The 22,380-nt window shown below is 60.3% G+C and carries 18 protein-coding genes and 1 pseudogene; 12 read left to right on the top strand and 7 right to left on the bottom strand.

All coding sequences use genetic code 11. From position 1 onward, the window contains the following. Positions 1–183 precede the first annotated feature (183 nt). The 5 genes from rarD to F8N62_RS12270 all read right to left on the bottom strand — a co-directional run bounded on the left by rarD (position 184) and on the right by F8N62_RS12270 (position 6,038). Positions 184–1,071, bottom strand: a complete 888-nt coding sequence (gene rarD, locus F8N62_RS12290; protein WP_150711170.1) for an EamA family transporter RarD — start codon at positions 1,069–1,071, stop codon at positions 184–186. Positions 1,072–1,217: 146 nt separating this feature from the next. Continuing rightward, positions 1,218–2,192: a serine/threonine protein kinase gene (locus F8N62_RS12285; RefSeq protein ID WP_150711169.1), complete on the bottom strand. Its 975-nt coding sequence runs from the start codon at positions 2,190–2,192 to the stop codon at positions 1,218–1,220. A gap of 198 nt (positions 2,193–2,390) precedes the next feature. Continuing rightward, positions 2,391–4,292, bottom strand: a complete 1,902-nt coding sequence (locus F8N62_RS12280) for a PhoX family protein (protein WP_150711168.1) — start codon at positions 4,290–4,292, stop codon at positions 2,391–2,393. Positions 4,293–4,350: 58 nt separating this feature from the next. Then, positions 4,351–5,115 (bottom strand): TOBE domain-containing protein, encoded by a 765-nt coding sequence (locus F8N62_RS12275; RefSeq protein ID WP_150711167.1) that lies wholly within the window; start codon positions 5,113–5,115, stop codon positions 4,351–4,353. Between the two features lie 182 nt (positions 5,116–5,297). Beyond that, on the bottom strand, positions 5,298–6,038 hold the full coding sequence (locus F8N62_RS12270) for a ComF family protein (protein ID WP_150711349.1): 741 nt from the start codon (positions 6,036–6,038) through the stop codon (positions 5,298–5,300). Between the two features lie 91 nt (positions 6,039–6,129). Here F8N62_RS12270 and bioB point away from each other — a divergent pair, with 91 nt between their 5' ends. The 12 genes and pseudogenes from bioB (at position 6,130) to F8N62_RS12205 (ending at position 19,302) form a co-directional block, all read left to right on the top strand. Continuing rightward, positions 6,130–7,185 (top strand): biotin synthase BioB, encoded by a 1,056-nt coding sequence (gene bioB / locus F8N62_RS12265; protein ID WP_150711166.1) that lies wholly within the window; start codon positions 6,130–6,132, stop codon positions 7,183–7,185. Positions 7,186–7,356: 171 nt separating this feature from the next. Further along, positions 7,357–8,535 (top strand): 8-amino-7-oxononanoate synthase, encoded by a 1,179-nt coding sequence (gene bioF, locus F8N62_RS12255; RefSeq protein ID WP_150711165.1) that lies wholly within the window; start codon positions 7,357–7,359, stop codon positions 8,533–8,535. After that, positions 8,528–9,259: an alpha/beta fold hydrolase gene (locus F8N62_RS12250; RefSeq protein WP_150711164.1), complete on the top strand. Its 732-nt coding sequence runs from the start codon at positions 8,528–8,530 to the stop codon at positions 9,257–9,259. The genes bioF and F8N62_RS12250 overlap by 8 nt, the downstream gene beginning before the upstream one ends. Continuing rightward, on the top strand, positions 9,252–10,064 hold the full coding sequence (gene bioC / locus F8N62_RS12245) for a malonyl-ACP O-methyltransferase BioC (RefSeq protein ID WP_150711163.1): 813 nt from the start codon (positions 9,252–9,254) through the stop codon (positions 10,062–10,064). The genes F8N62_RS12250 and bioC overlap by 8 nt, the downstream gene beginning before the upstream one ends. Beyond that, entirely contained in the window at positions 10,061–10,741 is a 681-nt protein-coding gene (gene bioD, locus F8N62_RS12240) for a dethiobiotin synthase (protein ID WP_150711162.1), read from the top strand. Before bioC ends, bioD begins: the two co-directional genes overlap by 4 nt. A gap of 122 nt (positions 10,742–10,863) precedes the next feature. Then, positions 10,864–11,160: a pyrroloquinoline quinone biosynthesis protein PqqE gene (locus F8N62_RS12235; protein WP_150711161.1), complete on the top strand. Its 297-nt coding sequence runs from the start codon at positions 10,864–10,866 to the stop codon at positions 11,158–11,160. Between the two features lie 278 nt (positions 11,161–11,438). Beyond that, positions 11,439–13,244, top strand: a complete 1,806-nt coding sequence (locus tag F8N62_RS12230; RefSeq protein ID WP_150711160.1) for a phenylacyl-CoA dehydrogenase — start codon at positions 11,439–11,441, stop codon at positions 13,242–13,244. Between the two features lie 220 nt (positions 13,245–13,464). After that, entirely contained in the window at positions 13,465–14,754 is a 1,290-nt protein-coding gene (locus F8N62_RS12225; protein ID WP_150711159.1) for a GGDEF domain-containing protein, read from the top strand. 90 nt (positions 14,755–14,844) lie between these two features. Then, on the top strand, positions 14,845–16,641 hold the full coding sequence (locus F8N62_RS12220) for an acyl-CoA dehydrogenase C-terminal domain-containing protein (protein WP_150711158.1): 1,797 nt from the start codon (positions 14,845–14,847) through the stop codon (positions 16,639–16,641). A gap of 209 nt (positions 16,642–16,850) precedes the next feature. Next, positions 16,851–18,629 carry an acyl-CoA dehydrogenase C-terminal domain-containing protein gene (locus F8N62_RS12215; protein WP_150711157.1) on the top strand — a complete coding sequence of 593 codons (1,779 nt, stop codon included), beginning with the start codon at positions 16,851–16,853 and terminating at the stop codon, positions 18,627–18,629. Positions 18,630–18,948: 319 nt separating this feature from the next. Beyond that, positions 18,949–19,059: pseudogene (locus F8N62_RS31855) on the top strand (helix-turn-helix domain-containing protein); the annotation flags it as partial. Positions 19,060–19,143: 84 nt separating this feature from the next. Next, positions 19,144–19,302, top strand: coding sequence for a YqaE/Pmp3 family membrane protein (locus F8N62_RS12205; RefSeq protein WP_129440621.1), 159 nt, complete (start codon positions 19,144–19,146; stop codon positions 19,300–19,302). 149 nt (positions 19,303–19,451) lie between these two features. On the opposite strand, the gene F8N62_RS12200 is transcribed toward F8N62_RS12205, so the two are convergent. Next, positions 19,452–21,269, bottom strand: coding sequence for an alpha/beta hydrolase family protein (locus F8N62_RS12200; RefSeq protein WP_150711156.1), 1,818 nt, complete (start codon positions 21,267–21,269; stop codon positions 19,452–19,454). Continuing rightward, a complete protein-coding gene (pqqE, locus tag F8N62_RS12195) occupies positions 21,235–22,377 on the bottom strand; it encodes a pyrroloquinoline quinone biosynthesis protein PqqE (RefSeq protein WP_191632381.1) in 1,143 nt (380 codons plus the stop codon). The genes F8N62_RS12200 and pqqE overlap by 35 nt, the downstream gene beginning before the upstream one ends. Positions 22,378–22,380: the final 3 nt, after the last annotated feature.

Below are 22,380 nucleotides of genomic sequence, written 5' to 3'. Positions count from 1 at the left end.
GTGGATAACCTGTAGAGACAGCCCGCCAGCCCACGCCGGCCGGGCGTCTTCAACAACTGATCAAAAAACCAGCAGTTTCAATAAGTTGCGCACAATCGGCGGGGATCACGCTGTGGATAACCTTGGGAAGGATGCTTGCAAGCCACGAGGGACGTGGCCTGCAAAGGTTTGTACAATTTTTGATCAGCTGCGACGGCGCAGACTTATCCACGCATCGACGCTGTAAACCGCCAGGCCCGCCCAGATAAAGATGAACGCCACCAAAGTGCTGGACGACAGATGTTCGTCAAACAGCAAGACCGCTTGTAACAGCACCAGTGTGGGCGCCAGGTACTGGAGGAAGCCCAGCGTCGTGTAGGGCAGATGCCTTGCAGCGGCGTTGAAACATACCAACGGGATCAGCGTCACCGGTCCGGCAGCGACCAGCCACCAGGCTTCGGAAGTCGTCCAGAATTCGGCTTGAGCACTGGCTGCCGTCGGATTGAACAACAACCAGGCCACGGCAATCGGCACCAGCATCCAGGTTTCCACCACCAGGCCGGGCAACGCTTTGACCGGCGCTTGCTTGCGGATCAGCCCGTAGAACCCGAACGTCAGCGCCAGCACCAGCGACACCCACGGCAGACTGCCCACTTGCCACACCTGTTGCGCCACGCCGAGCGCGGCCAGCCCCACCGCGACCCACTGCATGCGCCGCAGCCGTTCGCCGAGGATCAACATGCCCAACAACACGTTTACCAAGGGGTTGATGTAGTAACCGAGGCTGGCTTCGAGCATGCGCCCGTTGTTCACCGACCATACGTACGTCAGCCAGTTGGCGGCGATCAACGTGCCGCTCAGCGCGAGGATCGCCAGTCGTTTCGGATTGTCACGCAGCTCGCGCCACCAGCCCGGATGCTTCCACACCATCAGCAGCAAGGCGCCAAACAGTGCCGACCAGAGCACGCGGTGGATGATGATCTCCACCGCGGGCACGCTGGCAATGGCCTTGAAGTAGAGCGGGAAAAGTCCCCAGATGATGTAGGCACTCAGGCCCAGAATGTACCCGCGACGGGGGTTGGCAGCTTGCATGCAGAGTCCTTGCTTAGGCAGCTAACAAAGAGGGGATTGTAAGGAGGTTGTATAGATGTGTCGTGTCAGAAAAGAAAAAGATCGCAGCCTTCGGCAGCTCCTACATGGCATTAGTAGGAGCTGCCGAAGGCTGCGATCTCTTGATCTTAAAAAAGCTTCAGAGGTTCTTCGTTAAGCGCAGACAACTGTTCACGCAACGCCAACACCTGGTCCCCCCAATACCGCTCGGTCCCAAACCACGGAAAACTGTGCGGGAACGCCGGGTCGTCCCAGCGGCGGGCGAGCCAGGCGCTGTAGTGCATCAGGCGCAGCGCGCGCAGCGGTTCGATCAGCGCGAGTTCACGTGGGTCGAAGTCGTGAAACTCGTTATAGCCGTCCATCAACTCCGACAACTGACCGAGACATTCCTGACGATCACCGGCGAGCATCATCCAGATGTCCTGCACTGCCGGACCCATGCGGCAGTCGTCGAGGTCGACGATGTGGAACATTTCGTCACGGCACATCATGTTGCCGGGGTGGCAGTCGCCGTGCATGCGGATGTTCTGGTGCGGCGTGACGCTGTACACGTCTTCCACTCGCTTGAGCAGGTCGCGGGCAACGGACTCGTAGGCCGGCAGCAGGCTTTTGGGGATGAAGTTGCCTTCCAGCAGCGTGGTTAGCGAATCATGACCGAAGTTCTTCACGCCCAACGCTTCGCGGTGTTCGAACGGCTTTGTCGAGCCCATGGCATGAAAGCGCCCCAGCAACTGGCCGAGGCGATACAACTGATCGAGATTGCCCGGCTCCGGCGCGCGGCCGCCACGGCGCGGGAACAGGGTGAAACGGAAACCGTTGTGTTCGTGCAGGCTGGCGCCGTTGTGAATCATCGGCGCCACCACCGGCACGTCGCACTCGGCGAGTTCGAAGGTGAACTGGTGCTCTTCGAGAATCGCTTCGTTGGTCCAGCGTTGCGGGCGGTAGAACTTGGCGATCAGTGGCTCGGAGTCTTCGATGCCGACCTGATAGACGCGGTTTTCGTAGCTGTTGAGCGCCAGAATGCGCGCGTCGCTGAGAAAGCCGATGCTTTCGACGGCATCGAGCACGAGGTCTGGGGTGAGGGTTGCAAACGGGTGGGCCATGCTGACTCCTGCGCGCAGCAGGCTGCCGCGTCCGGCCAAGCATGGTAGCGCAGACGGGGAGGCTTTAGGGGTTGGGGTTGAGATGTAGGGTGTTTGGGCTGACGCCATCGCGAGCAAGCTCGCTCCCACAATGATTTGCGCCGATTTGAACATGGCGCATAAACCTGTGGGAGCGGGCTTGCCCGCGATGGCGGTCTATCAGGCGCCGACGATACCGCCGTCTTCACGCGTAATGACAATTACCGAAGACCGCGGCTTGCCATTTGGCAAATGCTCGGGGAACGTCGAACTGCCGGTATCTCCCGGATGCTGAATCCCGACAAACAAAGACTTCTGATCCGGCGAGAAGCTGATCCCGGTGACTTCGCAGCCAACCGGCCCGACCATGAACCGGCGGATCTCCCCGGTCACCGGGTCGGCACAGAGCATCTGGTTATTGCCCATGCCGGCAAAATCACCGGCGTTGCTCGAGTCGCCATCGGTCTGAATCCACAACCGGCCGGCGTCGTCGAATGCCAGGCCATCCGGGCTGTTGAACATGTTCTGCGGCGTGATGTTCGACGAACCGCCCTTCGGCGTACCCGCGTGGAGGCCCGGATTGCCGGCGACCACGAACAGATCCCAGGCGAAGTGCTTCGAGCCGTGATCGTCGCGGTCGGTGCGCCAGCGCAGAATCTGCCCGTACACGTTCTTCTCGCGCGGGTTCGGCCCGCCCACCGGTTGACCGTCTTCGCCGCGCTTGGCGTTGTTGGTCAAGGTGCAATAGACCTGGCCGTCCTTGGGGCTGACGACGATCCACTCGGGACGGTCCATGCGCGTGGCTTTCACCACGCTCGCCGCGAGGCGCGCATGAATCAGCACTTCAGCCTGACTGGCAAAACCGCTGCTGGCGTCGATGCCGTTTTTGCCGTGGGTCAGCTCGATCCACTCGCCCTGGCCTTTCGGGTGATCGGCATTGCCGTCGCCGGCGTCGAAGCGCGCCACATACAAGGTGCCGTGGTCCAGCAGATCGCGGTTGGCTTTCGGGTTTTTGTGGTTGATCTTGTCGCGGCTGACGAATTTGTAGATGAATTCGCCGCGTTCGTCGTCGCCCATGTACACCACGGCGTGACCGTCTTTGGTCTCGGCCAGTGCGGCGTTTTCATGTTTGAAGCGGCCCAGTGCGGTGCGCTTCACCGGTGTCGACTGCGGATCGAACGGGTCGATTTCCACCACCCAGCCGTGACGGTTGAGCTCGTTCGGATTCTTCGCCAGATCAAAGCGTTCGTCATGCGGGTGCCAGTTGTTCTCTTTACTGGCGACCACTACACCGTAGCGTTTCTGCGCTGCATCGAATTTCTGCTCGGCGTTGCTGCTGCCGAAGCAGTCAGTGAAGTTCTCTTCGCAGGTCAGGTAAGTGCCCCACGGCGTCTTGCCGTTGGCGCAGTTCTGGAAGGTGCCGAGGACGTTCTTGCCCTGCGGGTCGGCGCTGGTTTTCAGCAGGTCATGGCCCGCAGCAGGGCCGCTCAGGCTGATCGGTGAATTGCCGTGAATGCGACGGTTGTAGCGCGAACCCTGGACGAATTGCCACTGGCCGTCCTTGCGCTGCACTTCGATGACCGATACGCCTTCGCAAGCCAGCGCCTTGTGTACCTCTGCTTTCGATTGCGGCATGCCGCCGTGCGGGTAGAGGTAGCGGTAATTGGTGTATTCGTTGTTGATCGCCATCAGCGCCCGGTCCTTCTCACCGGGAAATTCGAACAGGCTCATGCCGTCGTTGTTGTCGCCGAACTGGACTTCCTGCTGTTCCGCGGTGCCGTTGCCGCTGGGGTCGAACGCCGGGCCGTTGTTTTGCAGCGGTTGGCCCCAACTGATCAACACCGAGGATTTGTAGCCAGCGGGCAGGGTAATGGCGTCGCTGGTGGCGGCGGGGATGCTGTCGAAACCCAGCAGCGTGCTGGTGCCGGCGCTGACGCTGGCCGCGAGCACGCTGCGGCTCAGCAGGTTGCCGCCGAGGAACATCGCGGCACCGCACAGGGCGCCGGCGCTGATGAAGCCGCGACGGCTGAGGCCGACCATGTTCTCGAGGTCGGTGGGTTGGTGGTCTTTCAATAGGCTCACATCAGGCTCCCTGCGGGTTTTTGCAGTCACCTTAAAGCCCGTTAATGACGCTTGTGTTTCAGAGCGGTGTACCGAGCAGGACGTTGGACGGCGCGAATTGCACGCGCACGGCTTTATCGACGGCGAGGCCGCGGGTTCGCAAGTCCAGCGGTTCGGCCAGCGCGCATAGCGTCTGGCCATTGGGCAGGCCGATGCGCACTTCACTCGGGCCGTCTTCGGCATCAAGAACTTCTTCGATGATGCCCGTGAGGTTGTTGTATCCCAAGGTTGCAACGTCTTCGATGCGCAGAAGGTCGAGCCAACCGGCCTTGATCAGCGCGACGACTTCGGTGCCGGTTTGCAGCTCCAGGCGCAGGGTGCTGTCATGGGTGATCTGCCCATCGAGGGTCAGGCCGGCGGCCAGTTCAAGACGGATCAGGTCGTTGCGACCTTGGGTTTCGATCTTCACGACCTTGCCGTGCAACTGATTGCGTGCGCTGGTTCGGAGCATCAGGCGGCCGAGCAGGTCGAGGTCGCTGGCGTCTTCGGCGGCCTCCAGCACCTGGGCCTGGAGTGTTTGCAGCTTTTGATACAGCCGTAATACGCGCTCGCCTTCGCTGGACAGTTTGGCACCGCCGCCGCCCTTGCCGCCGACACTGCGCTCCACCAACGGTTTCTGTGCGAGGTTGTTTAACTCGTCGATGGCGTCCCACGCCCCTTTGTAACTCAGCCCCGCACTTTTCGCCGCGCGGGTGATCGAGCCCTGTTCGGCGATGTGTTGCAGCAACGCGATGCGTTGCGGGCGACGAACGATGTGCTGGGAGAGCAATGGGGGCAGGGTCATGGCGGACGCTTCGGGCTGTGGCGATGGGAGGACGTTGGCGGCTTGAGCAGCGGGAGTCAAGCCAGGGTCACGTTCTTGTGGGAGCGAGCTTGCTCGCGATGGCGAAGCATCAGTCACATCAATGTTGACAGTAATGACCTCATCGCGAGCAAGCTCGCTCCCACAGGTTTTGTGTCATTTGATCAAACCGCGTCGCCAGGTTTGGGGGTGCGGGCCAGGCAATAGACATCAACCCGGGCGGCGCCGGCTTCGATTAACAGACGAGCCAGGGCTTGGGCGGTGGCGCCGGTGGTCAGTACGTCGTCCACTAGCGCCAGATGCCGCCCCTTGATGGATGCATCGGGCATCAGCGCGAAAGCGTTGCGCAGGTTCTTTTTGCGCGCGTCGGCGTTGAGGTCCTGTTGAGCACTGGTGTCGTGTATGCGCTTCACCAGCTGTTCTTCGCAGGGAATCACCAGGCTGTTACCGAGCCAGCGGCTAAGCATCGCGGCCTGGTTGAACCCCCGCTGGCGCTGGCGTTTGATAGCGAGTGGTACCGGGACCAACGCATCGGGCCGCTCCTGTGCTTCATCGAAGTGATGTTGCAGCGACTGAGCGAGCAGCTCGGCAAGCAGACGGCCAAGCGGCCATTTCGCGTGGTGTTTGAAGCGGGTAATCAGACTGTCGATCGGAAAGCTGTAGCTCCAGGGCGCGATCACATGTTCAAAGGCCGGCGGCGCCTTCAAACATTGGCCGCACGTCAAGCCTGCGGCGGGCAATGGCAGGGCGCATGTCTGGCAATGGTCGCCGAGCCAGGGCAGGTCCGTTTCGCACCCCAGGCAGATGGGCGTGGCTCCGTCCGCTCTCTCGCCGCAAAGCAAACATGATTGATTGTTTTTTAACCAGATGTAAACCGGTCCTGTGTAACGTGGTTGACAGCGCATCACTCTTCCTTAAATATGCCGAACATCCGTGTCGCGTCTGTGGGTATTCCGTCCCCCGACCGCTTGCCAGCATAAAACAAAGGAAACGCCCATGAGCGCCAGCACCTCTGCAACCCTGCGTCATGACTGGTCTTTGGCCGAAGTCAAAGCACTCTTCGTTCAGCCATTCAACGACCTGCTATTCCAGGCGCAGACGGTGCACCGCGCGCATTTCGACGCCAACCGCGTTCAGGTTTCCACGCTGCTCTCGATCAAAACCGGCGCCTGCCCGGAAGATTGCAAATATTGTCCGCAGTCCGGTCACTACAACACCGGGCTGGAAAAAGAAAAGCTGATGGAAGTGCAGAAGGTGCTCGAAGAAGCCGCTCGCGCCAAGGCCATCGGTTCGACGCGTTTCTGCATGGGTGCGGCGTGGAAGCATCCGTCAGCCAAGGACATGCCGTACGTGCTGGAAATGGTCAAAGGCGTGAAAGCCATGGGCCTGGAAACCTGCATGACCCTCGGTCGTCTCGATCAGGACCAGACCGCAGCGCTGGCCCAGGCCGGCCTCGACTACTACAACCACAACCTCGACACCTCGCCGGATTTCTACACCAGCATCATCACTACCCGCACCTACAGCGAGCGCCTGCAAACCCTGGCCTACGTGCGTGATTCCGGGATGAAGATCTGCTCCGGCGGCATCCTCGGCATGGGCGAATCGCTCGATGATCGCGCCAACCTGCTGATCCAGCTGGCCAACCTGCCGGAGCATCCGGAGTCGGTGCCGATCAACATGTTGGTGAAGGTGGCCGGCACACCGCTGGAAAACGCCGAGGACATCGACCCGTTCGACTTCATCCGCATGCTCGCCGTCGCGCGCATCCTGATGCCGCAGTCCCACGTGCGCCTGTCTGCCGGCCGCGAAGCCATGAATGAGCAAATGCAGGCGCTGGCGTTTTTTGCCGGGGCGAACTCGATTTTCTACGGCGACAAACTGCTGACCACTGCCAACCCGCAGGCCGACAAGGACATGCAACTGTTCTCGCGGCTGGGCATCCTGCCGGAAGCGCGCGAAGAGCATGCCGACGAGGTGCATCAAGCGGCGATCGAGCAGGCGTTGGTCGAGCAGAAAAGCAGCGAGCAGTTCTATAACGCGGCTGTTTGATCACCCGCTGTTGACCTGATTGGAATGCAAAACACTGTGGGAGCGGGCTTGCCCGCGATAGCGATGAAGCAGCCGACATCTCTGCTGGATGTTACTCCGCCATCGCGGGCAAGCCCGCTCCCACAGGGATCGCGTTCACGTTAAGTATTTGCGCTGACCTACGAGGCCTGCATGTCTTTCGATCTCGCCGCACGCCTTGCTGCCCGTCGTGCCGAAAATCTTTACCGCCAGCGCCCACTGCTCGAAAGCCCCCAAGGCCCGGAAGTGGTGGTCGATGGCCAGCCGTTACTGGCGTTCTGCAGCAACGACTACCTGGGCCTGGCCAATCACCCGCAAGTGATCGAAGCCTGGCGTGCCGGGGCGTCACGATGGGGCGTCGGTGGCGGGGCATCGCACTTGGTGATCGGCCACAGCACGCCGCATCACGAGCTCGAAGAAGCGCTGGCTGACTTGACCGGCCGCCCGCGCGCCCTGCTGTTCACCACCGGTTACATGGCGAACCTCGGTGCGGTGACCGCGCTGGTCGGGCAGGGTGATACGGTGCTGGAAGACCGGCTCAATCACGCCTCGTTGCTCGATGCGGGGCTGTTGTCCGGCGCGCGTTTCAATCGTTATCTGCACAACGATGCGCAGAGCCTGGCCAATCGTCTCGAGAAAGCCATCGGCAACACGCTGGTGGTCACCGACGGCGTGTTCAGCATGGACGGCGACATCGCCGACCTGCCGGCGCTGGCCCGGCAAGCCAAGGCCAGAGGCGCGTGGCTGATGGTCGATGACGCTCATGGTTTCGGTCCGTTGGGCGCCAACGGCGGCGGCGTCGTCGAGCATTTCGGCCTGAGCCAGGATGACGTGCCGGTGCTGGTCGGCACCCTCGGCAAGGCGTTCGGCACCGCCGGTGCGTTTGTGGCCGGCAGCGAAGCGTTGATCGAGACCCTTATCCAGTTCGCCCGCCCGTACATCTACACCACCAGCCAGCCGCCGGCCCTGGCCTGCGCAACGCTTAAAAGTCTGGAATTGCTGCGCACCGAGCATTGGCGGCGCGAGCATCTGCAGACGCTGATCCGTCAGTTCCGCGAAGGCGCCGGGCAGATTGGTCTGCAGTTGATGGACAGCTTCACCCCAATCCAGCCGATCATGATCGGCGACGCCGGGCGCGCGGTTCGACTGTCGCAGATGCTGCGCGAACGCGGGTTGATGGTGACGGCGATTCGTCCCCCGACCGTGCCGGCCGGCAGCGCGCGATTGCGCGTGACCCTGACGGCGGCTCACAGCGAGGCACAGGTGCAGCTATTGTTGAATGGACTGGCCGATTGTTTTCAGGAACTGGGACCGGAGCCAAGCCATGCGTAATCGCTTGATTCTGCTACCGGGCTGGGGCCTCGGCATTTCACCGCTGGAACCTTTGGCTGCCGCGTTGCAGGGGCTGGATGAACACCTGCACGTCGAGATCGAACCGTTGCCGGAACTGGAATCGAGCGATCTTGAAGACTGGCTCGATGAACTGGATGCGACAGTGCCGCAGGATGTGTGGCTTGGCGGCTGGTCCCTCGGTGGCATGTTGGCCTCGGAGTTGGCGGCGCGGCGCGGTGATCGCTGCTGTGGCTTGCTGACGTTGGCGAGCAATCCGTGCTTCGTGGCTTGGGCTGACTGGTCCAACGCGATGCACGAAGACGATTTCAATGCCTTCCTCAACGGCTTTCGTCTTGATCCCGGCGCGACGTTGAAACGCTTTAGTCTGCTCTGCGCACAGGGCTCCGCCGATCCGCGATCGCTGGCTCGGCTGTTGCTGGCGGCCGCTCCGAAAACCCCTGCCGCTGCGCTGTTGAGCGGGTTGGAGTTACTCGGCGGCTTGAGCACCCGTCAGGCCTTGCTGGATTTTCAGGGGCCGCAATTGCATCTGTTCGCCGGCCTCGACGGGCTGGTCCCGGCCGAGGCTGCCGCAGCGCTGGTGACGTTGCTGCCAGATGTCGAAATCGGTCTGATCGAACAGGCCAGCCACGCGTTTCTTCTGGAAGACCCTCACGGTGTGGCGGGGGCGATCCAGGCCTTTTTGCATGAGTCCGGCGATGACTGATTTATCCCTTCCCAACCTGCCCGGCGGCCTGCCGGACAAGCGCCAGGTGGCGGCATCCTTTTCCCGCGCGGCGGCCAGCTATGACAGCGTGGCTGAATTGCAGCGCGATGTCGGCAGCCAGCTGTTAAGCCGTTTGCCGGATGATTTTGTGCCGGGCCGTTGGCTCGATCTGGGTTGCGGCACCGGGCATTTCAGTCGGGTACTGGGGGCGCGTTTTCCTGCGGGGCAGGGCGTGGCGCTGGACATCGCCGAGGGCATGCTCAATCACGCCCGGCCACTGGGCGGCGCCACGCATTTCGTTGCCGGCGATGCGGAGCGGCTGCCGTTGCAGGAGTCGACCTGTGATCTGGTCTTCTCCAGCCTGGCGGTGCAGTGGTGCGCGGACTTCGCTTCGGTGCTCAGTGAAGCCCGTCGTGTGCTGAAACCGGGCGGGATTTTCGCGTTTGCTAGTCTGTGCGTGGGCACACTGTCAGAGCTGCGAGACAGTTGGCGGCAGGTGGACGGCATGGTGCACGTCAACCGCTTCCGCGAGTTCGGGGTTTATCAGCAGCTGTGCGCGGCCAGCGGCTTGCAGGTCGCCAGCCTGCAAACCCGACCACATGTGTTGCACTACCCCGATGTGCGTAGCCTGACCCATGAACTCAAGGCACTTGGTGCGCACAACCTGAACCCCGGTCGGCCGGGCGGTTTGACCGGCAGGGCGCGGATCCTTGGCCTGGTAGAGGCTTATGAGCATTTTCGTCAGGCCGAAGGCCTGCCAGCGACTTATCAAGTGGTGTACGCCGTTTTGGAGAAACCCTTATGAGTGCAGCCTATTTCATTACCGGCACTGACACCGATGTCGGCAAAACCACGGTGGCCGCCGGTTTGCTGTATGCCGCGCGGTTGGCGGGGCTGAGCACGGCGGCAGGCAAACCGGTCGCTTCCGGGTGCGATGTAACGCCCAAGGGGCTGCGCAACGCCGATGCGTTGGCGCTGCTGGCGGAGTGCTCGTTGCCACTGACGTATGCACAGGTCAATCCGGTCGCCTTTGAGCCTGCCATTGCTCCGCATCTGGCGGCGCGCGAGGCCGGGGTGGCGTTGACCGTGCAATCGCTGCTGACGCCGATGCGGCAGATTCTGGACATGCAGGCGGATTTCACCTTGATCGAAGGCGCTGGGGGCTGGCGCGTGCCCTTGGCGGATCAGGACAATCTGTCGGACCTGGCAATGGCGCTCGATCTGCCGGTGATTCTGGTGGTCGGTGTGCGCTTGGGTTGCATCAACCATGCGCTGCTGACCGCCGAGGCGATTGCTCACGACGGTTTGCAGCTGGCGGGTTGGGTAGCCAATATCATCGACGCGAAGACCTCGCGTCTTGAAGAAAACCTGGCCACGCTGGCTGAACGGATCCCGGCACCGTGTCTGGGCCGGGTGCCGAAACTCAAGGTGTTGACGGCAGAGGCGGTGGCGGAGCACCTTCAACTGGATTTGCTGGACTGAAGTGCCCGGGCAATTGTTTTACCTATGACAAGGCACTGTGCCATTAGTGTTTTTGTCGGGCCTTTTGTCGGCGTGTCTGATTCAATGGCCGCTGTTGATCCTCTGCAAGGACGAGTTCTCCCATGGAAATCTCAGGAAACACCGCTTTCTATGCCGGTCTGAGCACTATTCAGACTGGGCAGAACCGCGTCGATCAAGCGGCCGGTCAAATCGCTAACAGTACGATTGAGCGTTCGGTGACCAGCCAGTCCTCCGAGGCTCAGGTTGATCGGCTGCGTTCGGTTGATCGCAGCCAACAGTCAGACGTGGTCAGCAACAGGGTCGAGATGGCGCAGGGCAAGTTTCAAGTCGAGGCGGGCGTGGCAGTGGCCAAGGCTTCCGATGAAATGCTCGGCACGCTGATCGACACTTTCGCCTGATCATCCGCTGTATCCGCACCTGCAACGCCGCGAACCCTCGCGGCGTTTTTGTGCGTAAGTCCTTCTCCCTTAACTAAACTTTCATACACCGCGTGTTGCCTTGGCACTCAGCGTTGCGTTGCTGCGTGTCCGGCATTTGTGCGGCGTGATGACGAACGGCAAAAGATCGGCGCTTGACAAGATTTGGGCGTAAACGTATGTTTCAAACAACTGTTTGACCGCCACAACAAATCAATGCGGTCGTTCATTCCCGGTTACATCAGCAGAGGTTTATCGCTATGCCTGACTACAAGGCCCCCTTGCGTGATATTCGCTTCGTTCGTGACGAGCTGCTCGGCTACGAAGCGCACTATCAGAGCCTTCCGGCTTGTGCGGACGCGACTCCAGACATGGTTGACGCCATTCTCGAAGAAGGCGCCAAGTTTTGTGAGCAGGTACTGGCTCCGCTGAACCGCGTGGGTGACACCGAAGGTTGCACCTGGAGCGAGTCCGGCGTTACAACGCCGACCGGCTTCAAAGAAGCCTACAAGCAATTCGTCGAAGGCGGCTGGCCAAGCCTGGCCCACGACGTGGAGCACGGCGGCCAAGGCTTGCCAGAGTCTCTGGGTCTGGCCGTCAGCGAAATGGTCGGCGAAGCCAACTGGTCGTGGGGCATGTACCCGGGCCTGTCCCATGGCGCGATGAACACCATCTCCGAGCACGGCACGCCTGAACAGCAACACGCTTACCTGACCAAGCTGGTTTCCGGCGAATGGACCGGCACCATGTGCCTGACCGAACCGCACTGCGGCACCGACCTGGGTATGCTGCGCACCAAGGCCGAACCTCAGGCCGACGGTTCCTACAAAGTCTCCGGCACCAAGATTTTCATCTCGGCCGGCGAACACGACATGGCCGACAACATCGTCCACATCGTGCTGGCCCGCCTGCCGGATGCACCGGCTGGCACCAAAGGCATTTCGCTGTTCATCGTCCCGAAATTCATGCCGAACGAAGATGGTTCGATCGGTGCGCGCAACGCTGTGACCTGTGGTTCCCTGGAACACAAGATGGGCATCCACGGTAACGCGACGTGCGTGATGAACTTCGACGCGGCCACCGGTTTCCTGATCGGCCCGGCGAACAAAGGCCTGAACTGCATGTTCACCTTTATGAACACCGCACGTCTGGGCACTGCGCTGCAAGGTCTGGCTCACGCCGAGATCGGCTTTCAGGGCGGCCTGAAGTACGCTCGTGATCGGCTGCAAATGCGCTCGCTGACTGGCCCGAAAGCGCCGGAAAAAGCCGCTGACCCGATCATCGTTCACCCTGACGTACGTCGCATGCTGTTGACCATGAAAGCGTTCGCTGAAGGCAACCGCGCGATGGTTTACTTCACTGCCAAGCAAGTCGACATCGTCAAGTACGGCGTGGACGAAGAAGAGAAAAAGAAAGCCGACGCACTGCTGGCGTTCATGACGCCGATTGCCAAGGCCTTCATGACCGAAGTCGGTTTTGAATCCGCTAACCATGGCGTGCAAATCTACGGCGGCCACGGCTTCATCGCCGAGTGGGGCATGGAGCAGAACGTCCGCGACAGCCGCATTTCGATGCTGTACGAAGGCACCACCGGTATCCAGGCACTCGACCTGCTGGGCCGTAAAGTGCTGATGACTCAAGGCGAGGCCCTGAAAGGCTTCACCAAGATCGTCCACAAGTTCTGCCAGACCAACGAAGGCAACGAAGCGGTTCAAGAGTTCGTCGCACCGCTGGCTGCACTGAACAAAGAGTGGGGCGAGCTGACCATGAAGGTCGGTATGGCCGCCATGAAAGATCGCGAAGAAGTCGGCGCGGCGTCGGTGGACTACCTGATGTACTCCGGTTACGCCTGCCTGGCTTACTTCTGGGCGGACATGGCACGTCTGGCGGCCGAGAAACTGGCCTCCGGCACCAGCGAGACGGCGTTCTACACCGCCAAGCTGCAGACTGCGCGCTTCTACTTCCAGCGCATCCTGCCGCGTACCCGCACTCACGTTGCAACCATGCTGTCGGGCGCCGGCAACCTGATGGACATGAAAGAAGAAGACTTCGCACTGGGCTACTAAGCCTTAACCGCAGTCGTTCAAAAGAGCCGCTGCTCCTTCGGGAGTGGCGGTTTTTTTTTGCTTTTGAACAGCCATTGACCGGCCCCAGATTGCGCAGGGTTGCATCCCGTTACACAGCCGCAAAAAAAACCTCGGTATATGACTCAGAAAGTCGAGGTCTCTGCCGTTAACATTGGTGGGCACAATGCCATCAATTGTCGTGACGGTCGGAGCTTTACCCTTGCCGCGTTCTTCCGCTGTACGTTTCAGTCATTTCCTACCATCACTCCTGCTTTTGCTCGCGGGGCTGGCAGCGGCCTACGTCAAGGATCTGAACGTCTTTTTCACGTCGCTGTTCAACGTGCTGCCTACCTTGGTGCTGTTACTCGGCGGTGCCTATTGCGCGGTTTACCGACGCCAGCGTGAGCTGTTTCTGATGGTCACGGTGTACATCGCCTACTACCTGCTCGACACCCAGACCGACTATTACCGCGACAACGGCAAGGTGCGTGAAGACGCCGCAGTAGTCTTTCACCTGTGCTGCCTGCTGCTGCCGCTGCTGTTCGGCGTATTCGCCGCCTGGCAGGAACGCACTCACCTGTTCCAGGACATGGTGGCGCGCTTCGCTGTGTTACTGGCCGTCGGCAGTGTGGCGTTGGGGCTGGAGCAAAGTTACCCACAGGCGTTGTTGATGTGGCTGTCGGAAATTCGCTGGCCAGCCTTGCATGGCACGTGGATGAGCCTTATCCAGCTGTCGTATCCGGTGTTCATCGCCTCGTTCCTGCTGTTGAGCTGGCAATACTGGCGAAACCCGAGACCGCTACACGCCGCCCAGCTTGTGGGGTTGATCGGGTTGTTCTGGGCGTTGCCGAAGACCTTCATCCTGCCATTTACCCTGAACATCTTGTGCAGCCAGGTCATGTTGATGATTGCCACAGCGGTGGCGCACGAAGCCTACCAAATGGCCTTTCGCGATGAGCTCACCGGTTTGCCGGGGCGTCGTGCGTTGAACGAGCGCATGCAACGCCTGGGGCGCAATTACGTGCTGGCCATGAGCGACGTCGACCATTTCAAGAAATTCAACGACACCCACGGTCACGACGTCGGCGACCAGGTATTACGACTGGTAGCGAGCAAGCTGTCGAAAATCGGCGGTGGCGGTAGGGCGTATCGCTATGGCGGTGAGGAATTTGCTCTGGTGTTCGCGGGCAAGACGCTTGAAGAGTGTATGCCGCACCTGGAAGTCATCCGCGAATCCATTGCGACCTACAATATTCATCTGCGCAATCAGGACAATCGACCGCAGGACGACCAGCAAGGACGCCAGCGTCGTGCCGGGTCCGCGGCGTCGAGTGTGTCGGTCACTGTCAGCATTGGCGTCGCGGAGCGCGTGGAGCAGAAGAATCCGGAAAAAGTCCTCAAGTCCGCCGATGAAGCGCTCTACGCCGCCAAGGGTGCCGGACGCAACTGTGTGGTGGCATTCGGTCAGAACCGTCGCGGTGCCGTACGCATGGACGCTGTAGCGGGTTGAGTGATGATGGCGCATTCAGCGTCTGGACTGTGATTGTGAGGTGTGGCTGGCGGCAGTAGGTTTGAGCAAACTGCTGCCGGAGAAATGACCATGCCCGAATACAAAGCCCCGCTGCGCGACATGCGCTTTCTGATCGACCATGTCTTCGATTTTCACAGCAACTACGCCGCGCTGGGCGCCACCGACGCCAGCCCGGACATGGTCAATGCGATCCTCGAAGAGGGCGCGAAATTCTGTGAGAACGTTCTTGCACCGCTCAATCGTAGCGGCGATGAAGAAGGCTGCCATTTCGACAACGGCGTGGTAACAACGCCTACAGGCTTCAAGCAAGCCTTCGCACAATACGTCGAGGGTGGCTGGCATGGTCTGGCGGCCGATCCGGCTTACGGCGGTCAAGGGTTGCCCAGTTCGCTGGGATTGGTAATCAGCGAGATGGTCGGCTCCAGCAACACCTCCTGGGGCATGTACCCGGGCCTGACCCACGGCGCGATGTCGGCGATCCACGCCCATGGCACCGAGGACCAGAAAAACACCTACCTGAGCAAACTGACCGCCGGCCAGTGGACGGGCACCATGTGCCTGACCGAAGCCCACTGCGGCACCGACCTTGGCATCATCAAAACTCGCGCCGTGCCTGCGGCTGATGGCAGTTACGCGATCTCCGGCAGCAAGATCTTCATTTCCGCCGGCGAGCACGACATGAGCGACAACATCATTCACCTGGTGTTGGCGAAACTGCCGGATGCGCCTGCGGGCACCAAGGGCATTTCTCTGTTCATCGTTCCCAAATTCCTGCCGGATGGCGCCGGTGAAGCGGGCGAGCGCAACGGCGTTTCCTGCGGCTCGATCGAACACAAAATGGGCATCAAGGCGTCGGCCACCTGTGTGTTGAACTTCGACGAGGCCAAAGGCTTCCTCATCGGTGAGCCGAACAAGGGCCTGAACTGCATGTTCACCATGATGAACCATGCACGTCTAGGCACCGGTATGCAGGGTTTGTGTCTGGGTGAAGCCAGTTTTCAGGGGGCGATCAAGTACGCCAACGACCGCCTGCAGATGCGCTCATTGACTGGCCCGAAAGCGCCGGAAAAAGCTGCCGACCCGATCATTGTTCATCCCGACGTGCGCCGCATGTTGCTGACCATGAAGGCCTTCAACGAGGGCAATCGCGCGTTGACCTACTTCACTGCGCAGTTGCTCGATGTGGCCCACTTGAGTCTGGATGAAACCGCACGGCAAGACGCCGAAGATTTATTGGCGTTCCTGACACCGATCTGCAAAGCCTTCATGACCGACACCGGGCTGGAAGTCACCAACCACGGCATGCAGGTGTTTGGCGGGCACGGTTTCATTCGTGAATGGGGCATGGAGCAGTTGGTTCGCGATTGCCGGATTGCGCCCATCTACGAAGGTACCAACGGCATACAGGCGCTGGATTTGCTCGGGCGAAAAGTACTTGGCAGCCAAGGCAAACTGCTGCGTGGCTTCACCAAAATCGTCCATAAGTTCTGTGCGGCGAACGCCGGGCATCCGCAACTGGCCAGTTATGTGGCTCAGCTCAATGGGTTGAATCAGCAGTGGGGTGAGTTGACGACTCAGGTTGGCATGGCCGCGATGAAAAATCCGGACGAAGTCGGTGCTGCGTCAGTGGATTACCTGATGTACAGCGGTTACATCATCCTCGGCTACCTGTGGCTGCGCATGGCATTGGTGGCTCAGGCACAACTCGACGCAGGCAGCGGCGATGCTGATTATTGCCGGGGCAAACTGGCGACCAGTGAGTTTTACTTCAAGCGCTTGCTGCCGCGAACGGCTGCTCACCGTGCGGCTATCGAAGCGGGGAGTGATTGCCTGATGCAGCTGCCGGCGGACATGTTTGCGTTGTAACGCTTAAAAGGTCGCAGCCTTCGGCAGCTCCTACCGGTACGTGTGCCAATTGTTGGAGCTGCCGAAGGCTGCGATGTGTTTCTCGATGACCAAAAATTACAAATCGGTCATGGCCTGACCCTATGTGTCGCAAAAGTTGTTGGGTTACACTCGGACCCAAAGAAAACACCTTCCTACGAATTACCAGTAAAGATCCTGCGAGGTTTGCCATGGCTGACTACAAAGCGCCCCTGCGCGATATGCGCTTCGTCCTCAATGAAGTATTTGAGGTCGCCAAACTCTGGGCCGAGTTGCCGGCGCTGGCCGATACCGTCGATGCGGAAACCGTTGAAGCCATTCTCGAGGAAGCCGGCAAGGTCACCAGTAAAAGCATCGCGCCCCTGAGCCGCGCGGCTGACGAAGAAGGTTGCCATTGGGCGGACGGTGCCGTCACCACGCCGGCAGGTTTCCCACAGGCTTATCAGACTTACGCTGAAGGCGGTTGGGTGGGCGTGGGTGGCGATCCAGCCTACGGCGGCATGGGCATGCCCAAGGCGGTCTCGGCTCAGGTCGAGGAAATGGTCAACTCCGCCAGCCTGTCGTTCGGTCTGTACCCGATGCTCACCGCTGGTGCTTGCCTGTCGATCAACGCGCACGCCAGCGAAGAGCTGAAAGCGGCTTACCTGCCGAACATGTACGCCGGTGTCTGGGCCGGGTCCATGTGCCTGACCGAGCCTCATGCCGGTACAGACTTGGGAATTATTCGTACAAAAGCCGAACCTCAAGCTGATGGTTCCTACAAGGTCAGCGGCACCAAGATCTTCATCACCGGCGGCGAACACGACCTCACCGAAAACATCATCCACTTGGTGCTGGCGAAACTGCCGGACGCGCCGGCGGGTCCGAAAGGCATTTCGTTGTTCCTCGTTCCCAAGTTCATGGTCAATGCCGATGGCAGCCTGGGCGCTCGGAACCCGGCAAACTGTGGCTCGATTGAACACAAGATGGGCATCCAGGCATCCGCGACCTGCGTGATGAACTTCGACGAAGCCGTGGGCTATCTGGTCGGCGAGCCGAATAAAGGCCTGGCGGCGATGTTCACGATGATGAACTACGAACGTCTGGGCGTCGGCATCCAGGGCCTTGCCTCGGGCGAGCGCTCTTACCAGAACGCCATCGAATACGCCCGCGACCGTCTGCAAAGCCGTTCGCCAACTGGCGCGCAGAACAAGGACAAAGTAGCCGACCCGATCATCGTCCATCCAGACGTGCGTCGCATGCTGCTCACCATGAAAGCCTCGAACGAAGGCGGCCGTGCGTTCTCCACTTACGTGGCCATGCAACTGGACACCGCCAAGTTCAGCGAAGACGCGACCACCCGCAAACGCGCGGAAGACCTGGTGGCCCTGCTGACGCCGGTGGCCAAGGCGTTCCTGACTGACCTCGGTCTGGAAACCACCATTCACGGCCAACAGGTGTTCGGCGGCCACGGTTACATCCGTGAGTGGGGCCAGGAGCAACTGGTTCGCGACGTGCGCATTACTCAGATCTACGAAGGTACCAACGGCATTCAGGCGCTGGACCTGGTAGGACGCAAGGTGGTTGGCAGTGGCGGGGCGTTCTACAACCTGTTCGCCGACGAGATTCGTCACTTCACCGCGACGGCCAGCGCTGACCTGACCGAGTTCACCAAACCGCTCAACGATGCGGTCACCACCCTCGACGAATTGACCGCATGGTTGCTGGACCGGGCGAAAAACAACCCGAACGAGATCGGCGCTGCTTCGGTCGAGTACTTGCAAGCCTTCGGTTACGTGGCATACGCCTACATGTGGGCACTGATGGCCAAGGCCGCCTTGGGCAAAGAAGCGCAGGAGGATTTCTACGCGAGCAAACTGGGTACCGCGCGCTTTTACTTCGCACGCCTGTTGCCGCGTATTCATTCGTTGAGCGCATCGGTCAAGGCCGGCAGTGAGTCGCTGTTCCTGCTGGATGCCGCGCAGTTCTGACTAAGTCATGTCGTGTAAGCATTCGCTTACATGACGTGCTGCTCTTCTCCCATAGCTGCAAATTGGATCCACGGCTAATCTACTTCACATGGACGTCGCGCAGGAAGCGCAAAGCTACAACACGGACACGTAGGATTCTGCCAGGACGGCGGAGTGAAATGGATGTCAGGGAAACAGTCTGCAAAGCCCCGCTTCGGCGGGGTTTTCTTTTGCCCGCAGAAAAGTCAGCGCAACCCGTCCATCTACCCAGCGAGGTCCGTTGTCTCTGCGTCTTCTGTGATCGGCCGGCAGGTAAGGCCGGTGTCGGCGGAACAATTACACCAGTGCGTCGACGGTCAAACAGTGTGAAGCAGGGGACAAACATCCCAGTGGCATGGCGCTGAAGCTGTTGAGCATCGTACAGAAACACGGTCTCGAGATACTGGCCTGAAGATTTGCACTGAACCCTGACCAACGGTTTTGGTCGATTAGCAGTAAGGCTCACACGAGCCCATTTCAAATCAGGAGCTGACCCATGGACTTTGTTCGCATCATCATTGCCATTCTGTTGCCGCCATTGGGTGTGTTTCTGCAAGTCGGTTTCGCCGGGGCGTTCTGGCTGAATATCCTGCTGACGTTGTGCGGTTATATTCCGGGGATCGTGCATGCGGTGTACATCATTGCCAAGCGCTGAGGTTCGCGTAGGCCGATAAATCGCCTTCGCGAGCAGGCTCGCTCCCACGTTCGACCGAGTTCTTGTCAGGAATACGATTAAATGTGGGAGCGAGCCTGCTCGCGAATGAGGCGCCGCATGGCTAAAGGCTCATGCCGATTTCTGGGCTACTACTCCATCACCCGCCGATAAAACAACCACTCCTGCTCCAGCGCATGGGCCTGATTATCGGCCTTGCGGAAGCCGTGGCGTTCGTCCGCGTAGTAATGCGCTTCCACCAGAATCCCGTTTTCGTGCAGCGCCTCGACCATGTCGCGGGTCTGCTGCGGCACTACCACTGCGTCGAGTTCACCCTGGAAGAAAATCACCGGGACGCTGATTTGGCTGGCATGCAGCAACGGCGTGCGGGCGGCGTAACGCTCGGCGTCCTGCTGAGGATCGCCGATCAGCCAATCCAGATAATCACCCTCGAACTTGTGGGTTGCCTTACCCAGTGCGACGGGATCACTGACCCCATAAAGGCTGGCGCCCGCACGGAAAATCTTGTGGAACGCCAACGCGCAAAGCGTGGTGTAGCCGCCAGCGCTGCCGCCGCGAATAAACGCCTTGTCACCGTCGATGAGGCCGCGCCCGGCGAGATGAGCGACCACCGCGCAGGCATCCTCCACGTCCACTTCACCCCAACTCAAATGCAGCGCCTGACGATACGCCCGGCCATAGCCGCTGCTGCCTCGGTAGTTGAGGTCAGCCACGGCAAAACCGCGTTGCGCCCAGTATTGAATGCGCGGATCAAGCATTGGATAACACGCCGAAGTCGGGCCGCCGTGGATAAACACCACCAGCGGCGGTTTCGCTTCGCCGGTCATTGCCGGGTAGAAGAAACCGTGTGCCTCGCCCGAGCCACTCGGGTAGCGCAACGTTTGCGGCAGGCTGATCCGGTCGGCCGGCAATGGTGCCATCCCCCCGGCCAACACCTTGACCTGACGCGTATTGCGGTCGATGGCAATCACGGCGGACGAACTGACTGGCGAAGCGGCGACGCAGTAGATGAATTGTTCATCCAGTGCGAGTGATCGGAAACGGCTGTAGTCCCCTGTGAAATCTTCTGTAGTGCTACCGCAAATGCCCAGTCGGCCAAATCCGTCGACGGTCCAGCTCCCCAGCCAGGTCTCATCGCTGAGGGGCAGCCAGGTGCATCCACCCAACTGCCAGGGTGCTGGCCCATGGTCCGTCGTAGCACTCGGCAGCGGGCTCAAACCGTTTGAGGATTCCACCCAGGGTTGCCAATACCCTTCGCGATCTGTCAGACAAAACAGACGATTACGGTTATCGAAACGCGGTTGTTGCAGCGACTCCTCATCCCCCTCGCCGGCCACACATCGGGCTTGAGCAAAACGCCCGTCGCCCTGACGTTCGGCAACCATCAGGCGAGTCGCGGTCCATGGCTGGTGCGGGCGACTCCATTCGATCCAGGCTAACCGTCGAGCATCGGGGCTCAATGTCGGTGCGGCATAAAAGTCTGCACCTTCGGCGAGCAGGTGACACGTTCCGTCCAGCAGATCGATTGCCACCAGTCGGTGCCGGTCCCGATGTTCCTCAACGGCCAGCACCTGCCCCTGGGCGAATTGCAGATCGCCATAGCGACATTCGCCGGAGGTCAGCACTTCAGGTGTGTCGCCTTTCAGCGATTGTCGATACAGCTGCTGATCCGCCTCGTTGACGAAAACCACTCCGTCATCTGTCAGACAAAACGCTCCGCCGCCATATTCGTACACCCGGCTACGCACACTGAAACCCGCCGGCGTCAGGCAATGCGCCTGACCTCCGCCCCAGTGCCAGATTCGGCAAGCGCCATCCTCGGGACGGTATTCGTTCCAGAACAGGCCGTGCGGGCCGACCTGCACTTCGGCGAAGTCGACACCGGCAGCAACCGCTTTGGCGGCGCTGAAGGGGTCAGCTTTTGGCGATGAGTCGTGAGTTTCGTTCATTGCGAAAGGCCAGTTGTTCGATGGTCTGGGTCGCGTGCTCGGCTTCTTCGCGGGCCTTGAGAATCACGCCGTGATGTTCCGACTTGCTGCACACCGGGTCGGCATTGCTCGCGTCACCCGTGAGCATGAATGCCTGGCAGCGGCAGCCGCCGAAGTCCTTTTCTTTCTCGTCGCAAGAGCGGCACGGCTCGGGCATCCAGTCGTAGCCGCGAAAGCGGTTGAAGCCGAACGAGTCGTACCAGATGTGCTGCATGCTGTGGTCGCGCACGTTAGGAAACTGCACTGGCATCTGTCGGGCACCATGACAGGGCAGTGCGGTTCCATCCGGTGTGACGGTAAGAAAAATACTGCCCCAACCATTCATGCAGGCTTTAGGGCGTTCTTCGTAGTAGTCCGGCGTGACGAAAATCAACTTGCATGGGTGCCCTTCGGCTTCCAGTTTGGCGCGGTATTCATTGGTAATGCGTTCGGCGCGGACCAGTTGTTCCCTGGTCGGCAACAGGCCGACCCGGTTGAGCTGCGCCCAACCGTAAAACTGGCAGGTGGCGAGCTCGACGAAGTCCGCCTCAAGGGCGATGCACAGCTCGATGATCCGGTCGATCTTGTCGATGTTGTGCCGATGGGTCACGAAATTCAGCACCATCGGATAGCCATGGGCCTTCACTGCGCGAGCCATTTCCAGCTTCTGCGCGAAGGCTTTTTTCGAGCCGGCCAGCAGGTTATTTACCTGCTCGTCACTGGCTTGGAAGCTGATCTGGATATGGTCCAGACCAGCCTTCTTGAAATCGCTGATTTTTTGTTCGGTGAGGCCGATACCGGACGTGATCAGGTTGGTGTAGAAACCCAGTTTGCGCGCCTCGGCGATCAGCTCGGCGAGGTCCTGGCGCACCAGTGGTTCACCGCCGGAAAAGCCCAACTGCGCGGCGCCCATCTCCCGCGCTTCGCGAAACACCTTGATCCACTGTTCGGTGCTCAGCTCTTTGCCTTGCTCGGCGAAATCCAGCGGATTGGAGCAATAAGGGCATTGCAGCGGGCATCGGTAGGTCAGCTCGGCCAGCAACCAGAGTGGCAGGCCGATTTGCGGTTTGGGCGGTAACGTGTCTGACACGGA

This window comes from Pseudomonas fluorescens (genome assembly GCF_902497785.1).
In the GTDB taxonomy this organism is placed as follows: domain Bacteria; phylum Pseudomonadota; class Gammaproteobacteria; order Pseudomonadales; family Pseudomonadaceae; genus Aquipseudomonas; species Aquipseudomonas fluorescens_BO.
The sequence above is the reverse complement of the archived record's forward strand: the minus strand, read 5'-3'. Positions and strand labels throughout refer to the sequence as shown.

Excerpts from the sequence above, each read along its gene's own strand:
- F8N62_RS12250 (WP_150711164.1), top strand. The coding sequence starts at position 8,528 with ATGCGTAATCGCTTGATTCTGCTACCGGGCTGGGGCCTCGGCATTTCA.
- F8N62_RS12270 (WP_150711349.1), bottom strand. The coding sequence starts at position 6,038 with ATGCGCTGTCAACCACGTTACACAGGACCGGTTTACATCTGGTTAAAA.
- F8N62_RS12230 (WP_150711160.1), top strand. The coding sequence starts at position 11,439 with ATGCCTGACTACAAGGCCCCCTTGCGTGATATTCGCTTCGTTCGTGAC.
- F8N62_RS12200 (WP_150711156.1), bottom strand. The coding sequence starts at position 21,269 with ATGAACGAAACTCACGACTCATCGCCAAAAGCTGACCCCTTCAGCGCC.
- rarD (WP_150711170.1), bottom strand. The coding sequence starts at position 1,071 with ATGCAAGCTGCCAACCCCCGTCGCGGGTACATTCTGGGCCTGAGTGCC.
- bioB (WP_150711166.1), top strand. The coding sequence starts at position 6,130 with ATGAGCGCCAGCACCTCTGCAACCCTGCGTCATGACTGGTCTTTGGCC.
- bioC (WP_150711163.1), top strand. The coding sequence starts at position 9,252 with ATGACTGATTTATCCCTTCCCAACCTGCCCGGCGGCCTGCCGGACAAG.
- F8N62_RS12275 (WP_150711167.1), bottom strand. The coding sequence starts at position 5,115 with ATGACCCTGCCCCCATTGCTCTCCCAGCACATCGTTCGTCGCCCGCAA.
- F8N62_RS12285 (WP_150711169.1), bottom strand. The coding sequence starts at position 2,192 with ATGGCCCACCCGTTTGCAACCCTCACCCCAGACCTCGTGCTCGATGCC.
- F8N62_RS12215 (WP_150711157.1), top strand. The coding sequence starts at position 16,851 with ATGGCTGACTACAAAGCGCCCCTGCGCGATATGCGCTTCGTCCTCAAT.
- bioD (WP_150711162.1), top strand. The coding sequence starts at position 10,061 with ATGAGTGCAGCCTATTTCATTACCGGCACTGACACCGATGTCGGCAAA.
- F8N62_RS12220 (WP_150711158.1), top strand. The coding sequence starts at position 14,845 with ATGCCCGAATACAAAGCCCCGCTGCGCGACATGCGCTTTCTGATCGAC.
- F8N62_RS12235 (WP_150711161.1), top strand. The coding sequence starts at position 10,864 with ATGGAAATCTCAGGAAACACCGCTTTCTATGCCGGTCTGAGCACTATT.
- F8N62_RS12205 (WP_129440621.1), top strand. The coding sequence starts at position 19,144 with ATGGACTTTGTTCGCATCATCATTGCCATTCTGTTGCCGCCATTGGGT.
- bioF (WP_150711165.1), top strand. The coding sequence starts at position 7,357 with ATGTCTTTCGATCTCGCCGCACGCCTTGCTGCCCGTCGTGCCGAAAAT.